The sequence below is a fragment of the Phenylobacterium sp. genome (assembly GCF_016124325.1).
GTDB lineage: Bacteria > Pseudomonadota > Alphaproteobacteria > Caulobacterales > Caulobacteraceae > Phenylobacterium.
The window spans coordinates 80,104-99,443 of sequence record NZ_WGNY01000029.1; the positions used below are offsets into that span (position 1 = coordinate 80,104).

Consider the following 19,340-nt stretch of genomic DNA (forward strand, 5'->3'; position numbering starts at 1 on the left):
GCGCCGGGCGTCAATGCTGCGCGACCTGCGCCGTGGCGTTGGGCAGCGGCCGCGAGCCGTCGCCCACGATGGTGAAGGGCGCCCAGAAGTAGGGGTGCGACCACTGGGCGGTCTGCTGGAGCGCCACCTGAGAGTCGAGCAGCGCCTCGGCCTTGGTGGGGGCGTTGGCCGAGAACATCCCGGTCATCAGCCGCACCGTGGCCACCGAGTCCACCGACCAGTGCGAGACGATCAGCGCGCGGCCGCCGGCGTAGATCACGGCGCGGGCCAGGCCGCCCAGGGCCTCGCCGCCGCCCTGCAGGCCCGTCTCGCTGGCGTCGCCGCCGGCCCCGCCGGTGTCGCAGGCCGAAAGCACCACCAGGTCCGCGTCGAGCTTCAGGTCGAGGATCTCGCTGGTGTCGAGCAGGCCGTCGCTGTCGCCGATGCCCACCGACGTCATCAGCGCGGGCTCGGGCAGGCAGGCCGACGGCTGCGGCAGCAGCCCGTGGGTCGCGAAATAGAGGACCTTGTAGTCGGCGAGGTCATTGCGGGCCTTCACGCCGGCGTCGGTGAACGCCGCGCCCGTGACGATCTGCTCGCCGGCCCCGCCGATGCTCGCGCCCACCTCGCGGACCTCGTCGGCCGTGTCGGGCAGGGGCGGCATCTCCAGCAGCGCCAGGCGCGTGTTCTCGCAGATGTCGCCCAGGTCGCGTCCGACCCGCAGGTTGACCGAACGGCGCACCACCGACGAGTAGGCCTGGTTGTCGCTGCGCGCGGGCGTCGCCGGGTCGGCGAAGGCCAGGAAGCTGCGCTTGGCCTGCGACGGCGCGAACGCCCGGGACTGCATGAAGCTGGCCGCCGACAGCACGAGCACGGAGTCGGTGCGGGCGCCCAGCCACGCCACCTGGCGATAGTCGGGATCGGCGCCGGGCCTCGTGGCGGCCACGATCGCCTTGGGATCGGCCGTGACCATCGTCGCCACCGGCAGCGAGATCAGCGCGCCGTCGGGCTCGTAGACCAGGTGCTTCGCCGCCAGCACGTCGGAGGCGACGGGACCGAACAGCTTCTGGAAGAGGTCATAGGAAGCGGCGACGTCGAACGGGGGCAGGGTCTCCTCGGCCTCGAAGACCGAGCGCAGGCGCACGACGGCAGCGCCGACGGCGCCTCGCGTCATGTCGATCGCGTAGGGCTTGGCCGCGGTGGGCGACACCAGGATGCCGTAGCTGCCCGTGTTGAGCAGCAGGACCTTCAGGAACACCTCGTCCTTGCCCAGCGTCTTCTGCAGGTCGGCCAGGGAGGCCTCGGACGACACCAGCTGGGAGTACCGCGGGTTGGCGGCGAGCAGCTGCGCCTCCAGCACGTCCGCCTGCTTTTGAAGGGACGCGAGTTTGGTTTCCACCGCCTCGCGCTCGGGACCGGTGTAGGCGTCGGCCGCCTGCAGGTTCGCGGCCTGGGCCTCGGTGGCGCGCAGCTCGCGGCGCGTGTCGTCCAGCGCCCGGACGAGCCCGGTGATGGCGCCGTCGCCCGACGCCACGCGGGCGGCCAGCTTCGACACCGTCTGGGCGGTGGCGTTGGAGATCACGCTCTCGGCGGCGCCGAAGAAGCGCGCCTTGTACTCGTCGGCCTTCGCCGGATCGCTCTGAATCCGCTTGAGCAGCAGGTCGAAGTAGGGCGCGGCCGAGTCCGCCGAGGCTCCGAGCGCGCCGCGCTGCTGCTGGAACAGCGCGAAGGCGCGGGCGTAGGTGGCGAGGGCGTCGTCGTCCTGGCCGGCGCGGGTCTGGGCGCGGCCCAGGTCGAGCAGCAGGCCCGCTTCGGCGGCCGTGCCGGCATGGCGCAGACGGATCGTCTTGATCGCCGCGTCGTACTTGCCGACCGCCGCGGCCGGCTGGCCGGCGTCCATGTCGAGGTCGCCGAAGTCGGCGTTGACGCGCGCGCGCAGCCAGACGTTCACGGCGCCGGTGGCCTCGGCGGCGGACAGCAGGGCGCTGGCCCGGTCGAGCGCCTGGCGGGCGCCCGCCGCGTCGCCCTGGGCCGACAGGGATGACCCGACGACTTCCAGCGCCTGGGCGTCCTGCACCATCAGCTTGTCGGCCAGGGCGACCTTGCTCCCGCCCAGGATGTCGCGGCCGCTGGGGCTGCTGTTCAGCGCGATGGCGAGATCCGATCCGATCGCCACGCCGCCGTCGGCCGTCTTGGTGACCGCCGGGCCGCCAGAGGGAATGCCATGGGCGGCGCGCGCCTCCTCGTTGGCCCGCAGGGCCGCGCGGCCCGCCGCGGCGGCGTCGGCGAAGCGTCCGGCGTTGCGCAGGTGCAGGGCGCGATAGGTCCGCGCCCGGGCGGCCAGCAGCGGGTCGTTCGCCGCCGCGATCTGGGCGTCGGCGTCGGCGAACAGCTTGTCGGCTTCGGCGAAGCGGCCGTTGTTCGAGACGTTTAGCGCCAGGTTGAGCATGGCCTCGCCCAACTCGGCCGGCGGCGCGTGGCGCGACTGGGCGTCGGCCACCAGCGCCTGGAAGTCGGTTTCCGCCTTCTCGAACCGCCACTCGTTGTTCTGGACGTAGGCCCGCGCCCGCAGGCGCGCGGAATCCGCGGCGGCGGCGGCCTGGGCGCGCGCCAGCCCGCCGGTCGCGCCGCCGAAGTCGGCGGCGATCTCGGCGCTGGCGGCCGAGGTCTGCACCTCGGCGGCGTCCGGCGCCTTGGCCTCGCCGGAGACGACCTTCAGGCCGGTCTCGAGGATGTCGGCGATCTGCGCCGCGCCCTCGGCGGTGATGACATAGCCGCCCTTGCGGCTCTGGTAGGCGAGATAGGGGGCCTTGGCGGCGGCGCTGCGGCAGGCGCGGCGCTCGACGGCGCCCAGGCCGGACACCGGCTCTGACTTCGCCTCGGCGCACTCGGCCCGGCCGGCGAGCGCCTGCTCCCAAACGCCCGCGTCCGCGGACTTGGGCAGGACGTAGAGCCGCCCGAGGCTGCCGTCCCAGCCGCGGCAGCGGATGTTCCAGGCCCGTCGGCCCGCCGCCTGCACCACGGGATCCTCGTAGTCCCGGACCGCCTGGCAGACGGCGCCGCTGGCGGCGCTGCGGCCCAGGGGAATCAGGTCGGCCCGGCTCGGCGAGGCGGCGCCGGCCGGCGAGGCGGTCAGAAGGCCGCCGAGGCCGAGGGCGAGAACGATGCGCTTGCTGATCATGGGTTCTGCCTGCGCTTGCGCCAGATTTCCTCGCTGCCGGCGCCGGTGATCACCGGATCGACGACGATCTCGTCGGAGTCGGCGGGCGCGATGCCGAGGAGGTTCGGAGGCTTGGTGAGGCTTTCGGAGGAGACGGCCGCTTCGCCCGCCTCTTCGGACGTCTGCGATCCGTCCATCGTCGCGTCCGAAAGCTGGTCGCGGATGGTGAGCAGGCTGGCGTTCTGGTCGGCCGTCGCGGACGATCCGCCCGCCGACAGCCCGATGCAGTTCGACGTGCCCACGTCGCAGCTGTTGAAGCGGTACTCGGCGTCGGCCGGCTTGTTCGTCGGCGTGCCGCTGGCGTCGACGACGGTGAAGGTGAGGACGCTTGCCGCGCCGGGTCCCGACACCGTCTGGCCGTTGGCGCCGCTGAACGCGCCGTACAGTTCGAGGATCTTCGGCGGGTCGATGGTCAAGGCGGGCGTCGCCGCTCCCGAAAGATAGAGTCCCACCGCCTGGGCCGAGCCGGATGGCGCGGTGTTCTGCTGGACCACCTTGTTCTCGGCTGAAACCTCGAGATGTCCGGTGGCGGCGAAGATCTTGAACTGCTCGCCGGCCACGGGCGCGACGCCGGACGGCAGGCCCGACGAGATGTCGATGTCGCGCACGTCCGTCCCCTGGATCAGGGTGATGAACCGCTGCGACCCCATCAGGATATCGTTCCGGGCGGCGAGCCGCAGGTCGTCGAACGCCTTGATGTTGCTGTAGTCGCCGCCGGAGAACGTCGCCGATCCAAGCGCGCCGGTGACCAGGATCGAGCCCGGCCGCCAGCTGAGGTCGCTGGCGTCGCCGATCCGGAGCACGCCGCCGCCGGTGGCCGGGGTCACGACGCCCTGAACCTGGGCGTCGAAGGCCGAACCGACGAGGAACGCGACGTTGGGCGTCGAGCCCGGGGTGATCGTCAGGTCCTGCAGCACGAGGCCGCCGCGGGCGCTGCCGGTGGTCGAGCCGGCGTACAGTCGCAGCTGGCCCGCGACGTGCAGCTGGCCGAACTCGGCGTTGTCGAGGATGAGCCCGCCGCCCGAGCCGGCCGCCCCGCCGACCCGCAGGGCGCCCGTCTTGGACTCGATCTGCGCCGTGGCCGCCGTCACCGCGCCGGTGAGATCGAGGTCGCCCGCGACCACGCGCAGGTTCCCGGCCGCCGTGGCCTGGCCGATGACCGCCTTGCCGGCGACGTCGAGCGTCAGGTCGCGGCCGGCGCTCAACGGCGTCGTCGACGTGAAATTGCCGGACGAAGTAATTGAAAGATCGCGGTTGACCGGCCCGATGGAGCTTCCGAGCGAGAGCGTGGACCCCTGGATGATCAGGTCCCGCCCGACGGCGTAGCTGGTGGTGCTGACGCCGCCGCTCGTCGCCTGGAGGATGAGGTCCTCGCTGGCCGAAACCGCGCCCGCGGCGACGCTGGCCCCGGTGAGCGTCACCGACCCGGAGTCGGCGCGGACGTCGCCCACCTTCAGCGCGCCCGCCGCGGTGATCGTGATGTTCCGCGTGGAGGAGAGCGCGCCCGTCAGCGTGAAGTCGCCGACCGTGCTGCCCACCGTCAGGTCGCGCCCGGCCGTGACCGCGTCGATGCTCACCGAAGGCGCCCTCAGCGTGGCGTCGCGCGCGGCCACCACGCTCAGGACGCCGGAGGTCTGCTGCAGCACTTCCACGAAGGCGTCCTGCCCGGCCGCGACCGATACGGTCGTGGCGCCCGAGACGCCGCCGGTCCCCAGTCCCAGCAGGGCGTCCAGGTCGGAGGAGCGGACGCTGACGACCCGGCCGTTGCCGGCGGCGTCCGTATTGCCGGTGAACGTCAGGCTGACGGAGTCGGCGCCCTGGCCGGTCAGGTTCGCCACGCCGAGCGACGCGGCGCCATGGGTGGCCTCGATATAGACGTCGTCGCCCGCGTTGGCCGTGCCGACGGAGGCGGCGCCGCTGGTCGAGAAGACGTAGACGTCGGTCGCGCTCGTCGCCGTTCCGATCTTCACGCTCTGCGCCTGGGCGAGCAGGCGCGATGCGGTCACCGAGCCAATGTCGAGCGCGCCGCCGCTCAGGCTGGCCAGGCCGCCGGCGACGACGCCGTCCATCTTCCCCGACGCCAGGTTGACCCTGACGTTCCGGGCCGCCGTCAGGGTGACGAGCCCCGAGACATCGGAGGTTCCGTCGCCCAGGATGATGTCGCGGCCGGCCGAAACCGCGAGCGTCTGCGGGGCCGTGATCGTATCGATCTTGGCGTCGGTCGTGGCCGAGACGACGCCGGAGCCCATGGCGCCGATACCCGAGATCGCCACCTCGCCGTCGCTCGCGGTCGCGGTCAGGGCGCCCGAGGCGATGAGGGCGTTGGCCTTGATCGACGGGCCCTCCACCGACACGTCGCCCGAGGCGATGATCCGCCCCAGTTCGATGCTGGCCGTGGCGTTGATCCGGGCGTCGCCCGCGACGTTGATCGTCGAGATCGCGGTCGGGTCGAACAGGCTGGCCAGCAGTTCGACGTTCTCGACGACGTCCATGCCGAAGCCGTTGCCGTTGCCGTTCCCGTTGCCGTTCCCGAAGCCGTTGTCGACGCTGTCGCAGCCGTTGATGTCCTGGCACTCGTCGTTGATCGCCGGCGGGTCGAGCGCCTCCGAGGCCGGCCGCGCCCACGGACGGGCGAAGATCCGGCCGGCGTTCTGGATGAGCAGGTCGCGCGAGGCCGAGGCCTTGTTGAGGTAGAGGTCGCCCCCGGTGGCGCCTGGCGGCGGCGGCGCGGGCATGCGGTTGGCGATGCCGCCGCCGCCCGACAGCACGATGTCGCCGCCGTCGGCCTTCGCCGCCTGGGCGGTGATCAGCCCCTCGACGTTGATGACCGCGCTGCCGAGCGCCGCGCGGCTGACGGCGGCCACGAACACCGAATTGGCCTTGGTCTCGCCCGCCAGGTCGGCCGCCACGCGCGCGTCGGTCGCGCCGCTGCTGTCGGCGACGATGAAGTCGACGAGGTCGAAATCACCGGCCGCACCCGGCGCCAGGCGGATCTGGAACGTCTTGGCCGCACCGTAGAGCACGTCGCCGCCATCGCTCGCCGTGACCGTGGCGTTGTAGCGCGTCACGATCTTGGGGCCGGCGAGCGCCACGAAGCCGCCGTGGCCGTTCACCTGTCCGCCGCTGAGCACCATCACCTTGGAGTCGGGCAGCACGTCGCCGCCGCTGAACGAGAACAGGGTGTTGGACGGATCGAGGAAACTGGTGATGTCGGCAGAGCCGACGACCGCGAGCAGTCCGCCCGTGTCGACCTGTGCGGTCTTGCCGAAGACGATGCTGTTGTTTGCGACGAACCAGATGTTGCCGCCGAAATCCGAGCCGACCTTGCCCTGCAGCGTGCCCTCGATCCGGGAGATCTGCAGGCCGCTGATCCGGTTCAGGACGATCCAGTCCCGCGAGCCGAAGTTGTAGGTCGCCGTTTCGTTGGGCGCGAGGTCGTAGGAGCCCCAGCTGATGACCGTGCGGGGCGCGTTCAGGGTCACGTCGACCCGGTCGGTCCCGGTCGAGATCACCGGCGCGCCGCCGCCGCCGGTCTGCGCGACGCCGCCGATGGGCAGGGCCCGGGCCGCTTGCGGCGACAGCGCGCCAAGGCCGCAGAGCGCGCCGCAGAGCGCCGTCTTGCTGAGAAGCGAGCGTCGGATCGACGCGGCCGCGACGGTGGGGAGGGTCGGCGTCATAGCAGGCTGGCCGTGAGCTGGATGAGGAGCCGGTCGCCGGGCTTCGGCGCGCCCGGCGCGATGGCGTCCAGGGGATGGGCGTAGGTGACCTCGAGATTGGCCCGGTTGAACACGCGGAAGATCACCCCGGCGCCGATCGACGTCAGGGTGCGGTCCTTGAGCAGGCCCGAGGCCGTCGAGTTGTTGTTGGCCACATAGCCGGTGTCGACGAAGGCGTACGGGGCCGCGATGACCTTGGGATGGAGCTGCACCGGCCCGTAGCGCAGTTCGGCGGAGCCGGAGACGCCCTTGTCGCCGAGCAGGCTGGCGGGGTCATAGCCGCGGCCGACCGTCAATCCGCCCAGCGAGATCTGCTCGTAGGGAAGCAGCCCGCTGTCGGAATACTGCGCCTGCGCGCGGATCATTCCGGTGAGCCGGTCGCTGAAGGCGATGTCGGCGCCGCCCTGGGCGCGGACCACCCAGGCGTCGGGCTTGGCGAAGGCGCGGGTCAGGCCCGGGTCGCCCGCGTCGCTGCCCCCCAGGATCGACAGCCCCTTGCGGAGGCTGACGCCGGCGGTGGCCAGCACGGGCCGCTGCGCGACCTCGGTCCGATAGTCGCCGTCGGCGCGCAGGTAGGCGACCCGGAGCTTGTCGTGGCTGAGCCGCCCGGCGCCCGAGATGTTGGTCTTCTGATCGATGAGATCCAGGCCGCCGGCCACGCTCAGGTTGCGGTTGCGCGTGCGGATGATCGGGTAGGCGACCTCGGCGTTGCCGACGAGCGATTCGCTCTTCAGCCCCAGCGGCTTCAGCGCCGCCCCGGGCTTGCTTTCGCCGTAGGTGAGGGCGGCGCGGCCGGTCAGGCCCTCGCTGCCGTAGCGCGCCGCTTCCGCGATCTGGACGAGCCACTGCTCATTGGAGTCCAGCGTGTGGAAGGCGGTGAGCGACGTGCTTTCGGCATAGCCGGTGTAGCCGGCGAAGACGCCGCGAACGAGCCCGCCCCAGCGGCCGACCTGCTTCGAGCCCGAGTTCTGGATGTTGGCGAAGACGTCGGGCCCTTCCCGGGCCACGGTCAGGTCGATGTCGACGGCCCCGCGTTCGCTGCTGGTCGAGGGCCGGACCGCCGCGCGGACGCGCACGCCGGGCACGTCGGAGGCCAGGAGCAGGTAGCGCTGGGCTTTCTCCATGTCGAACGGCGTCATGCCGCGGAGCTTCTCGGCGTAGCGCTCGATCGCGTCCTGGGCCGGGCCGGCGTCGCCCCGCACGCGGACGTTGACCACGTGCGCCTCGATCACCTCGAGCACCAGCGCGCCGCCCGAGATCCGCTGCTCGGGAATCTCGACGCGGGCCAGCACGCCGCTGTCGAAGATCATGCGCGCGGCGCGATCGCGGATGGCGCAGATGATCGAAACGGGCTCGGCCCTGCCCAGATATTCCGCGTAGGCGTCCCTGAGTTCGGCCGGATCGACCGCCGAGGTTCCCCGGAACGTCACCGAGCTCAGCGTCACCTGGACGCTCGAACCTTCGAGGGGGCAGGGGCCCGGCGGTTCGGGCGAGAACGCCCCGCCCGGCGCGCGCGGCGGTGGCTGCGTCACGCGGGTGTTCGGATTCAGCTCCGCCGCGCTCGTGCCGGGCGCGGGTCCGGCAGGCGTTTGAGCGAGCGCGCCGACAGGCGTCGCCACCGCCGCCGTGGATATCGCGGCGAGGCAAGCGCGTGACCATAGGCCAACGCCATGCGCCTTCCCGCGACGCCAAGAAATGAGCATCGCCCCCCAGACCCCAATTGCTTTCCGTACCACCCCTAGGCGTGCCTCTTACAATTCGCAGAACGTGTTGTTAAGCGGAGACTCCAAGTACGCGAGGCGATTGCGTCTGTAGGCGCCCGGTCGCCGGTTTTCGCGGCATCGTGCGGTATTCGGGCTACCGGAGCCGGGACGAGCCCGCTAGAAATGCGCCGGGTGTTCCAGGGGAGGGACAATGGGGGCAGCACGAGCGTCGCGAGTGATAGGCGCGCTTTGCGTCGCTGCTGCGGTCGCGGCGTCTGTCATCTTGGGCGGCCACGCGGCGCGCGCGGCCACGGAATCGGCGTCCACGCGCAACGTCCATGAGGGCGTCGCCACCTGTGCGGGCTCGGCCTGCCACAGCCGGCAGGTCGAATCGGGCGTGACCGTTCGCCAGAACGAGCTGATCACCTGGCAGGACCGCTCCAGTCAGGCGGGGGCGCACAGCCGCGCGTGGCGCGTGCTGACCGAGCCGCGCGCCCAGGCCATCGCCCAGCGACTCGGCATCGGGCCGGCCCAGCGGGCCAAGGAATGCCTCGGCTGTCACGCCGACCCGGCTCCGGCGAATCTCCGCGGCGCCCAGTTCCAGCTTTCGGACGGCGTCGGCTGCGAGGCCTGCCACGGCGGCTCGGGCCGCTGGCTGGCGAGCCACCGCACGGTCGACGGCTCGCATCAGGCCAATATCGCGGCGGGGCTGGTCCCGCTCGAAAACCCGGTCACCCGCGCCAATGTCTGCCTGGATTGCCACTTCGGCAGTTCGCGGCCCGGCCAGTTCGTGACCCACGAGATCATGGCCGCGGGCCACCCGCGCGTGTCGTTCGAGCTCGACCTGTTCTCCAGCCTCGTCCGGCACTGGGACGTGGACGCTGACTATGTGAAGCGCAAGGGCTACGCCGGCGGGGTCAAGACCTGGGCGGTCGGTCAGGCGCTGGCGCTCGATCGCGCCGTGTCCCTCTACGCCGCGCCGGGTCGCGGGCAGGGCGCGTTCCCTGAATTCTACTTCTTCGACTGCCACAGCTGCCACCGGGCGATCTCGGACGACCCGAAGGCGCGGCCGACCTGGGAAGCCAATCCCGGCCGGCCCATCCCGGCGGGCCAGCCGCCGTTCAACGACGAGAACATGATCATGCTCTCGGCGGCGGCGAAGGTGGTCGCCCCGGCCCTGGCGGCGCGGCTCGACGCCGACTCGCGCGCCTTCCACACGGCCCTGACCCGCGACCGGGCGGAATCGATCCGGGCGGCGTCGAAGCTGGGCGCGACGGCGCGGGCCCTGTCGGCGGCTTTCGCGGCGCGGTCGTTCTCGCGCGCCGAGACCCTGGCGATCCTCGACGCGGTGGTGTCGGGTGACGGGGTCAAGCGCTACACCGACTACACCGGCAGCGCCCAGGCGGTGATGGCGGCCGACACGCTGCTGAACGCCCTCGTCAGTTCCGGCCAGGTGGACCGCGGCGCGGCCGCGCGGGTGCGCCCCGCGCTCGACCGGGCCTACGCCCAGGTCCGCGACCCCAACGCCTATCGTCCGGCGGCCTTCCGGGAATCCCTGGCGCAGGTGGCTGCGGCTACGAGGTCCCTGAGATGAAGTCCGCGTCGCGTCCGGCCGTGTTCCTGGCCGCCCTAGCGCTCGCCTCCTGCGGGGGAGGCGGCGGCGGAAGCGTCGACACCACCTCGCCGCCGCCGTCGAGCGGCGGGGGATCGAGTTCCGGCGTCTACACGCTGCCCGCGGCCGAATCGCTCAGCGCCGCCGATGTCCAGAAGGTGCTCGCCCAGGCGATCGCCGAGGCCAAGGCGCGCAACCTGCCGTCGGTGATCGCAGTGACCGACCGGGTCGGCAATGTCCTGGCCGTCTATTCGATGACCGGCGCGCGCGCGACGGCGACGCTCCGAGCCGGGCCGACGGGGGTCAACACCGGCGCCCAGGGCGTCGTGGTCCCGGCGGCGGCGGCGGCGATCTCCAAGGCCATCACCGGCGCCTATCTGTCGTCGGGGGCCAACGCGTTCTCGACCCGCACCGCCAGCCAGATCGTGCAGGAGCACTTCCCGCCGGCCCCGTCGACCGTCGGGCTGGAGGGCGGTCCGCTGTTCGGCGTCCAGTTCTCGCAACTGCCCTGCTCGGACGTCGTGACGCGCACGGCGCTCCTGCCCGTGGGGCCGCGCCGCGCGCCCCTAGGCCTGTCGGCCGACCCGGGCGGCCTGCCGCTCTACAAGAACGGCGTGCTGGTCGGCGCCATCGGCGTGATGGGCGACGGCGACTACGGCTTCGACACCAACATCCTCGACGTCGACGACGACGCGGAGGAGGGGATCGCGCTCGCCGGCACGGTCGGCTTCGACGCGCCCGCCGACATCCGGGCCGACCGCATCACCGTCGACGGCACCTCGCTCCGGTTCAGTGACGCGACGACGAGTTCTCTGCGGACCACGCCCGCCAGCGCGCCGGCCTTCGCCAGCCTGCCGGCCGGCACGGGGGCGTTCACCGCGGTCACCGGCTACTACGCCGGCGGCGGCGCGCTCGCCGGCCAGACCTATGGGACCGAGGGGTCGGGCCTGCGCCTGGCCACCACGTCGGAGTTCTCGATCCCGAGCGCCATGGTGCTCACCGACGGCTCGGGCAACGACCGCTTCCCCATCCGGGGCGGCACCGACGCGGGCGACGGGCTGACGCCCCTCAGCGCGACCGAGGTGCGGACGCTGCTCGAGGAGGCCTTCACGATCATGAGCCGCGCGCGCGGCCAGATCCGCCGCCCGCTCGACAGCCGCGCCCAGGTGTCGATCACCGTGGTGGACAGCCGCGGCCAGATTCTCGGCATCGTGCGGGCGCCCGACGCGCCGATCTTCGGCATCGACGTTTCGGCCCAGAAGGCGCGGACCGTCTCGCTGCTGTCCGGCCTCTCCGCGGCCAACGACCTGGGCGCCGATCCCAGCGCCGAGGTGCGCGGCTATATTCCGAAGGCGCGCGCCTTCTTCCCCGACGCCGCCGCGTTCAGCGGCAAGACGGCGTTCGCGGCCAAGTCGATCGGCAACCTCTCGCGGCCGTTCTTCCCGGACGGCCAGGTCGACCAGGCCAACGGCCCGTTCTCGCGGCCGATCAGCCAGTGGAGCCCGCTCTCCACCGGCCTGCAGACCGATCTGATCCTGACCAACATCGTCCAGCACCTGCAGTACGTCACCGGCGCCTCGGCGACCGACACGCCGGCCCGCTGCACCTTCCTGCCCGACGTCGCGCCGGGGCAGAACCGGATGCAGAACGGCATGCAGATCTTCTCGGGCTCGGTGCCGGTCTACCGCGGCGGCCGCCTGGTCGGGGCGATCGGCGTGTCGGGCGACGGCATCGACCAGGACGACATGATCTCGTTCCTCGGGACCCACAACGCCGGGCTGCGCGTGGGCGGCATCGGCAACGCCGCGACCGCCATGCGGGCCGACCAACTCCTCGTGGGTCCGACCAAGACGCGCCTGCGCTACGTGGGTTGTCCGTTTGCGCCTTTCCTCGACTCGAACGAACAGAACGTGTGCGAGGGGAAATAGGCATGCGCACGGCTTCACTGCTAGCGTTGACGGCGTTCGCCGCTCTCGCGGGGCAGGCCGAGGCCGCCGAGCGCGCGCCGCAGCGTGCGCTCACCATCGACGACATCCTGGGCGGGATGAACGTCGACGTGACGACCGGGCGGCCGCAGACCATCGACGACGTCCTGGACGCCTGTTCACCGCCCGCGGCCGCGCCGGTGGGCGTCGCCGTGGACGCGGCCGCAGCCGACCAGCCCGCGGAAAACGCCGAGAACGAACCGTCCACGGGCGCGCCGCCGACCGACGAAGCGCCCATCGAGGGCCGCCGCCGCCCCGGCCGGATCGAGACCTTCCCGGCGCCCGTGGTGCAGGACAATCCCGGCGCCGTGCGCGCCCCGCCGCCCGAGGCGTTCCCGCGCGACGAGTTCCCGGTGCCCGACCGGTGGCGTCTCGCCGGCGCGCTGGGCGTCACCCGCCCGCGCTGGTTCGACCCCTACAATCAGAACTTCTTCAAGGGCGACATCCCGATCAAGGGGACGCACGACTGGTTCTTCGCGGTGACGGGCGTGTCCGACACGGTGATCGAGCCGCGGAGCTTCCCCATCCCCGTGGGCGTGCAGACGACCGAACGGGCCGGGAGCATCGACGTCTTCGGCAAGAACACCAGCCTGGTCGTCGCCCAGACCTTCATCGCCGGGATCTCGCTCATCCAGGGGTCGACGGCCTACGAGCCGCCGAAGCTGGAGTTCCGGCTGACCCTGGCGGCGCAGGACAACTACGTCGACGTGCCCGAGAAGCGGGTGCTCTACGTCGAGCCCAGCCGGCCCTCGCACCGCTACGACAACTTCATCGGCGTCCAGGAAGCGTTCGTCGACTACCACATCCGCAACGTCTCGGACCGGTTCGACTTCGACAGCGTGCGGGTGGGCATCCAGCCGTTCTCGACCGACTTCCGCGGCTTCCTGTTCCAGGACAACCAGTTCGGGATCCGGTTCTTCGGCAACCGCGACAACAACCGCTTCCAGTACAACCTCGCCGCCTTCAAGCGGGTGGAGAAGGACACCAATTCGGGCCTGAACGATGTGGGCCAGAACCTGCGCGACGACTGGATCTTCGCGGCGAACCTCTACCGCCAGGACCTGCCGGTGCCCGGGTTCACGTCGCAGGTGACGGTCGTCTACAACCGCAACCGCGAAGCCGACGACATCCACATCGACAAGAACGGCTTCCCGGTGCGGCCGGCGCTGCTGGGCGATCTGCGCGGGCGCGACTACGACGTCACCTACGTCGGCTACAACGGCGACGGCCATTTCGGCCGGGTGAACCTGACGGCGTCGGTCTATGGCGCGTTCGGCGAGGACCGGAATTCGATCTTCACCAACCGCAAGGCCAAGATCCGCAGCTGGTTCGCCGCCGCCGAACCCTCGATCGACTTCGACTGGGTCCGCGTGCGCCTGTCGGGTCTCTACGCCTCGGGCGACAAGGATCCCTTCGACAACACCGAGCACGGGTTCGACGCGATCCAGGAGAACCCGCAGTTCGCGGGCTCCGACACCAGCTACTGGATCCGCCAGACGATCCCGTTCGCGGGCGGCGGGCGGCTGATCTTCGTGAACTCCCGCAACGGCGTGCTCAACGACCTCCGCTCGTCGCGCGACGAGGGTCAGTCGAACTTCAACAACCCCGGCACGGTGCTGCTGGGCGGGGGCGCCGACTTCGACGTGCTGCCCGAGCTGCGGTTGACGGCCAACCTCAACCATCTGTCGTTCGTCAACACGGCCGTCTTGCAGAATCTCCGCCAGGAGGGCTCGATCCCGAAGTCGCTGGGATGGGACGCCTCGGTGTCGGCGATCTGGCGGCCGCTCATGACCCAGAACATCGTCCTGCGCCTGTCGGGCGCGGTGTTCGATCCGGGCAAGGGCTTCAACGACCTGTTCGAAAACCGCGATCGCGACAAGCAATACTATTCAGTCTTATTCAACGCGATTCTGACTTTCTAGGGACAAGATGCTGAAATTCAGGGGTAAATGGCTGAGGATGGCGGCGCTGGCGGCGCTGGTCGTGCTCGCGCCCCTGTCGCTGAAGGCCAGCGAGGCGGAGAAGCCCGTCAAGCGCCACTACGTCATGGCGCCCGCGGCCCGCGACGGCATGACCGACGCCGACGTCGAGGCGGCCAGCAAGGGCTGCGTCTCGTGCCACACCAAGTCCGACGCGGCCACGATGCACATGACGCCGTCGGTGAAGCTGGGTTGCGTGAGCTGCCACGGCGGCGACGCCAATGTGATCGCCCCCGAGGGTCTGGCCGCGACCTCGGCGGAGTATGTGCGGCTGCGCGACCGCGCCCACGTGCTGCCGAAGTATCCGAAGAGCTGGCACTTCCCCAGCTCGGCCAATCCGAAGCAGAGCTACACGCTCCTGAACCGCGAGGCGCCCGAGTTCGTCCGGTTCGTGAACCCGTCGGACTACCGCGTCGCGCGGATGGCCTGCGGCGCGTGCCACATGGAGATCATCGAGCGCGCCGAGCGTTCGCTGATGTCGACGGGCGCGATGCTGTTCGGCGGCGGCGCCTACAACAACGGCATCCTGCCCTACAAGAACTACGTCCTCGGCGAGGCCTACACCCAGGACGGCGAGCCGGCGCGGCTGGTTTCGCCGGGCGATCCGCCGGGCCAGGTGACGCCCGAGCAGGCCAAGCGCGGCGCGCTGCCGACGATGTATCCGCTGCCGACGTGGCACGTGACGCCGCCGGGCGACGTGTTCCGGGTGTTCGAGCGGGGCGGGCGCAACATCAACAGCCAGTTCGCCGAAGTGGGCCTGCCGGACTCGACCGGCCAGCTCCAGCGCCTGGAGGAGCCGGGCCGGCCCGACATCCGCCAGTCGAACCGTGGCCTGGGCACGGGCCTGCGCGTCGCGATCCCGGTCCTGAACATCCACAAGACCCGCCTCAACGACCCGTTCATGTGGTTCATGGGCACCAACGACCAGCCGGGCGACTACCGCACCTCGGGCTGCGGCGGCTGCCACGTGGTCTACGCCAACAACCGCGAGGCGCCGGCCAGCCTGACCTGGGCCAAGTACGGCCGCGACGGCGAGACGGCCACGGTTGACCCGACGATCCCGAGGAACGAGCCGGGCCACCCGATCCAGCACGCGTTCACGCGCTCGATCCCGACGGCCCAGTGCATGAACTGCCACATGCACCAGCCGAACATGTTCCTGAACACCTACCTCGGCTACACGATGTGGGACTACGAGGCCGACGCGCCCTTCATGTGGCCGGAGCGGCAGAAGTACCCGACCACCGAGGAGATGCGGAAGGTCCTCGACCGCAACCCCGAGGGCGCCGCGCCGCGGGGCCTGTGGGCCGACCTCGACTTCCTGCGCAACGTCTTCGACCTGAACGCCAAGCTGAAGGACACCCAGTTCGCCGACTACCACGGCCACGGCTGGAACTTCCGCGGCATCTTCAAGCGCGACCGCGCGGGCAACCTGCTCGACGCCGAGGGCAAGATCGTCGCCAACGACGACCCCGAGAAGTGGCGCAAGAAGGGCGAGGGCGAGTTCACCCCGATCGGCGTGAACCCCGGCAAGACCGTCCACATGATGGATATCCACGCCGAGGTTGGCATGCAGTGCGCCGACTGCCACTTCGCCCAGGACAGCCACGGCACCGGCTTCATCTTCGGCGAGGTCGCCAACGCCGTGCAGATCCGCTGCAAGGACTGCCACGGCACCACCTCGGCCTATCCGACGCTGCGCACCTCGGGGCCGGCGGCCGACAAGGACGGCGCGGACCTCAGCGTCCTGCGCAACCCCGACGGCCAGCGCCGGTTCGAGTGGGTGGAGGAGGGCGGCCGCGAGGTGCTGGTCCAGCGCTCGCTGCTGGATCCCAAGCTGGAGTGGCGCATCCACCTGGTGAAGGACACGGTCGATCCGGCCAGCCCCGACTACAATCCGCGCGCGGCGCGGGCGAAGCTGATGTCGAAGATCAGCAAGGACGGCAAGCCGTTCGCGTGGGGCCCGGGCGTGAAGCCCGAAGAGCGCGCCCACAACGACGACGAGATGGAGTGCTTCGCCTGCCATACGTCGTGGACGACGGCGTGCGCGGGCTGCCACCTGCCGATCGAGGCCAACTGGAAGACCAGCAGCCACAAGTACGACGGCATCGAGACCCGCAACTACGCGACCTACAACCCGCAGGTCGCGCGGGACGACATGTACCAGCTGGGCAAGCACATGACGACGAAGGGGGCCACCATCGCGCCCGTGCGCTCGTCGTCGGCCCTGGTGCTGTCGTCCACCAACGTCAACCGCGAGCGGATCTATGTGCAGCAGCCGCCGATCGCGGCGAGCGGCTTCTCCAGCCAGGCCTTCGCGCCCCACTTCCCGCACACGGTGCGGACGACCGAGACCAAGACCTGCAGCGACTGCCACGTCTCCGAGGCCAACGACAACAACGCCATCATGGCCCAGCTGCTGCTGCTGGGGACCAACTGGGTGAACTTCGTCGGCCAAAACGCCTGGGTGGGCCTGGGCGGCGGAATCGAGGCGGTGCGGGTTTCGGAATGGAGCGAGCCGCAGGCGGTGTTCGGCTCGTACCTGCAGAAGTACGCCTATCCCGACTTCTACCGCATACACGTCGAGGACAATAAGCGCGAGCTGAAGACCTGGGTGCGCGGCGGGCCGCTGGCCAAGGGCAAGGGCCTGAGCGGCGGCGAGGAGGACGGCGCCGAGTACATCGCCAACATCGTGCACAAGACCGACGACGCGGCCCGGTGCCTGCAGCTGCGCGGCGAGTACATGTTCGTCGCCGAAGGCAAGGGCGGCTTCCGCGTCTATGACGCCGCGAACATCGGCAACAAGTCGGTGTCGGAACGGGTGGTCACCGCGCCGTTCTCGCCGCTGGGCCACGACACCCACGTGGCGACGAAGAACGCCACCTGCATGGCCCTGCCGACCGATCAGAACATCGCCCCCGAGCGCAACGAGGCGATGCAGAAGACGATGCTCAAGAATCCGATGACGGGGCAGGAGGACAGCCTGCTCCACATCAACCAGGAGCAGACCTTCCATCCGATCTATTCGTACGCGGTGATCACCGACTCCGAGGAAGGCCTGATCCTCGTGAACGTGAACACCCTCGCCGACCGCGATCCGCGCAACAACCGGCTGAAGCGCGCCGTCACCTGGAACCCGGGCGATGTGCTGAAGGGCGCGCGCCACATCACCCTGGGCGGCCACTTCGCCTATATCGCGGCCGACGCCGGCCTGGTGGTGGTGGACCTCGACGACCCGCTGAAGCCGCGGCTGGTGACCACGGTGGCGCTGCCCGACGTGCGCGGCTCGGCGCTGCAGTTCCGCTACCTGTGGGTCACCGACGCCCGCGGCCTGGAAGTTCTGGACGTCACCCATCTCGACCAGCCGAGGCTGGTGGATGGCGCGACCATCCCGCTGGCCGACGCGCGGCGGGTCTATGTGGCGCGCACCTACGCCTATGTGGCCGCGGGCCGCGAGGGCCTGGTCATCGTGGATGTGACGCGGCCCGAGAAGCCGGCCGTCTATGAGCGGTTCACGGCCGGCGGCGCGCTGAACGACGCGCAGGACGTGATCGTGGGCTCCACCAACGCCTCGCTGTTCGCCTACGTGGCCGACGGCAGGAACGGGATGAAGGTGCTGCAACTCACCAGCCCCGAGAGCCAGCCCAACTTCTACGGCTTCTCACCGGCGCCTAAGCCCGAGCTGATCGCCTGGGCCAAGACGCCGACGCCGGCGCTGGCGATGTCGAAGGGTCTCGACCGCGACCGTGCGGTGGACGAGACCGGCGGCCAGATCGCCATCTTCGGCCGGCTGGGCTCGCGGCCCTTCACCCGGCCCGAGATGGAGCGGTTCTTCATGGACGCCTGGGGCCGGCCCTACCGCGTGTCGGACAAGGTGGACATGAACGCCTGGCTCGGCCCGCCGCCGGGTGTCCAGACGGCCGATCGGTAGGACGCCCCGACCACGGGTTCGACCGGCCGTGACGATGCGGGCCCGGGCGCCTGGGTGACGGGATCTTGGGGTGCCGGGAGGAGTACGCATGGCCGCCACCTACGATCGCCTCGACGACAAGCTGATCGATTTCATCCGTCGCCAGAAGCTGTTCTTCGTGGCGACGGCGCCGCTCTCGGCGGATGGGTCGGTCAATCTCTCGCCCAAGGGCTACGACAGCCTGGCCATCATCGACCCGAGGACGGTCGCCTACCTCGACCTCGGCGGCTCGGGCATCGAAACCCACGCCCACCTGCGCGAGAACGGGCGCATCACGCTGATGTTCTGCGCCTTCGAGGGCCCGGCTCTGATCCTGCGCCTCTACGGACGCGGCGAGAGCTGCGGCTTCGACGAGCCTTGCTTCGCCGAGAAGATGCAGCTGTTTCCAGGCTTCGAGAGGGCTCGTTCGGTCGTCACGGTGCGCCTCACGCGGATTTCCGACAGTTGCGGCTGGGGCGTTCCGTTCTTCGACTTCAAAGGCGAGCGCGACCAACTGCGGCGCTGGGTCGACGCGAGGCCGCACGACGAATGGGCGGCCCGACGCTACGAAAGCAACAAGGCCTCGATCGACGGACTCCCGGGCCTCCTGGCGCCGGGAATCGCGACGGCGGACCGGTAGGGGCGCGACGCCGCGCCCGCCGGCGTGGGCCGCCGTGGGTTTGCCTGGACGATCGGGTGTTCATGGGTCCCGGTCTTCGGCCTTTGGCCGAAACCGGGATGACACGCGGGGGTGTGGCTACCAGCCGGAACCGCCGGGGAAGCGGGCGCCGGGCGGGGCGCGTTCCCAGGGCATCAGGTAGGGCTCGGGCGATTCTTCGTCAGAGGGGGGCTCGACGGGCGGGGATGCTGGGTCCCGGGTCTCCGCTTCGCTCCGCCCGGGATGACGGGGGTGGAGGGAGGCCCCCTCCGTCGTCCCGGCTTGAGGCCGGGACGCCACCTCCCCCGCGGAGGCGGGGGAGGAGCGGGTGGTGCGGACAGGCTCCTCCCCCGTGACGACGGGGGAGGTGGCGCGCAGCGCCGGAGGGGGCGTTGGCGCGGGCTTCAGGCGCCGGACGACGGCTTCGACCTGGGCGTCGAGGGGCAGGTCCTCGAAGGCGGGGTCGTCGAAGGCCTCGTGCAGGGCGTCGACCAGTTCGTCTTCGAGCCGTTCGGCCTCGGGGCGTTCGTGCTCGGACC

The 19,340-nt window shown here is 70.8% G+C and carries 9 protein-coding genes; 5 read left to right on the forward strand and 4 right to left on the reverse strand.

Annotation, left to right across the window (positions count from 1 at the left end):
• Window positions 1-10: 10 nt before the first annotated feature.
• The 3 genes from GC203_RS16960 to GC203_RS16970 are packed head-to-tail and all read right to left on the reverse strand — an operon-like array spanning window position 11 to window position 8,447.
• A complete protein-coding gene (locus tag GC203_RS16960; protein ID WP_293457002.1) occupies window positions 11-3,160 on the reverse strand; it encodes a CHAT domain-containing protein in 3,150 nt (1,049 codons plus the stop codon).
• Window positions 3,157-6,876: a filamentous hemagglutinin N-terminal domain-containing protein gene (locus tag GC203_RS16965; RefSeq protein WP_293457005.1), complete on the reverse strand. Its 3,720-nt coding sequence runs from the start codon at window positions 6,874-6,876 to the stop codon at window positions 3,157-3,159. The genes GC203_RS16960 and GC203_RS16965 overlap by 4 nt, the downstream gene beginning before the upstream one ends.
• Entirely contained in the window at window positions 6,873-8,447 is a 1,575-nt protein-coding gene (locus tag GC203_RS16970; RefSeq protein ID WP_293457008.1) for a ShlB/FhaC/HecB family hemolysin secretion/activation protein, read from the reverse strand. The genes GC203_RS16965 and GC203_RS16970 overlap by 4 nt, the downstream gene beginning before the upstream one ends.
• A gap of 454 nt (window positions 8,448-8,901) precedes the next feature.
• Here GC203_RS16970 and GC203_RS16975 point away from each other — a divergent pair, with 454 nt between their 5' ends.
• The 5 genes from GC203_RS16975 to GC203_RS16995 all read left to right on the forward strand — a co-directional run bounded on the left by GC203_RS16975 (window position 8,902) and on the right by GC203_RS16995 (window position 18,783).
• Window positions 8,902-10,212: a multiheme c-type cytochrome gene (locus GC203_RS16975; RefSeq protein ID WP_293457011.1), complete on the forward strand. Its 1,311-nt coding sequence runs from the start codon at window positions 8,902-8,904 to the stop codon at window positions 10,210-10,212.
• A complete protein-coding gene (locus GC203_RS16980; RefSeq protein ID WP_293457014.1) occupies window positions 10,209-12,158 on the forward strand; it encodes a heme-binding protein in 1,950 nt (649 codons plus the stop codon). Before GC203_RS16975 ends, GC203_RS16980 begins: the two co-directional genes overlap by 4 nt.
• A gap of 2 nt (window positions 12,159-12,160) precedes the next feature.
• Window positions 12,161-14,137, forward strand: a complete 1,977-nt coding sequence (locus tag GC203_RS16985) for a hypothetical protein (RefSeq protein ID WP_293457017.1) — start codon at window positions 12,161-12,163, stop codon at window positions 14,135-14,137.
• 7 nt (window positions 14,138-14,144) lie between these two features.
• Entirely contained in the window at window positions 14,145-18,125 is a 3,981-nt protein-coding gene (locus GC203_RS16990; RefSeq protein ID WP_293457020.1) for a hypothetical protein, read from the forward strand.
• An 88-nt stretch (window positions 18,126-18,213) separates the two neighbouring features.
• Window positions 18,214-18,783 carry a pyridoxamine 5'-phosphate oxidase family protein gene (locus tag GC203_RS16995; RefSeq protein ID WP_293457023.1) on the forward strand — a complete coding sequence of 190 codons (570 nt, stop codon included), beginning with the start codon at window positions 18,214-18,216 and terminating at the stop codon, window positions 18,781-18,783.
• A 117-nt stretch (window positions 18,784-18,900) separates the two neighbouring features.
• Here the strand turns inward: GC203_RS16995 and GC203_RS17000 are convergent.
• Window positions 18,901-19,340: hypothetical protein (locus GC203_RS17000; RefSeq protein ID WP_293457026.1), on the reverse strand; the 440-nt coding region annotated here is incomplete at its 5' end.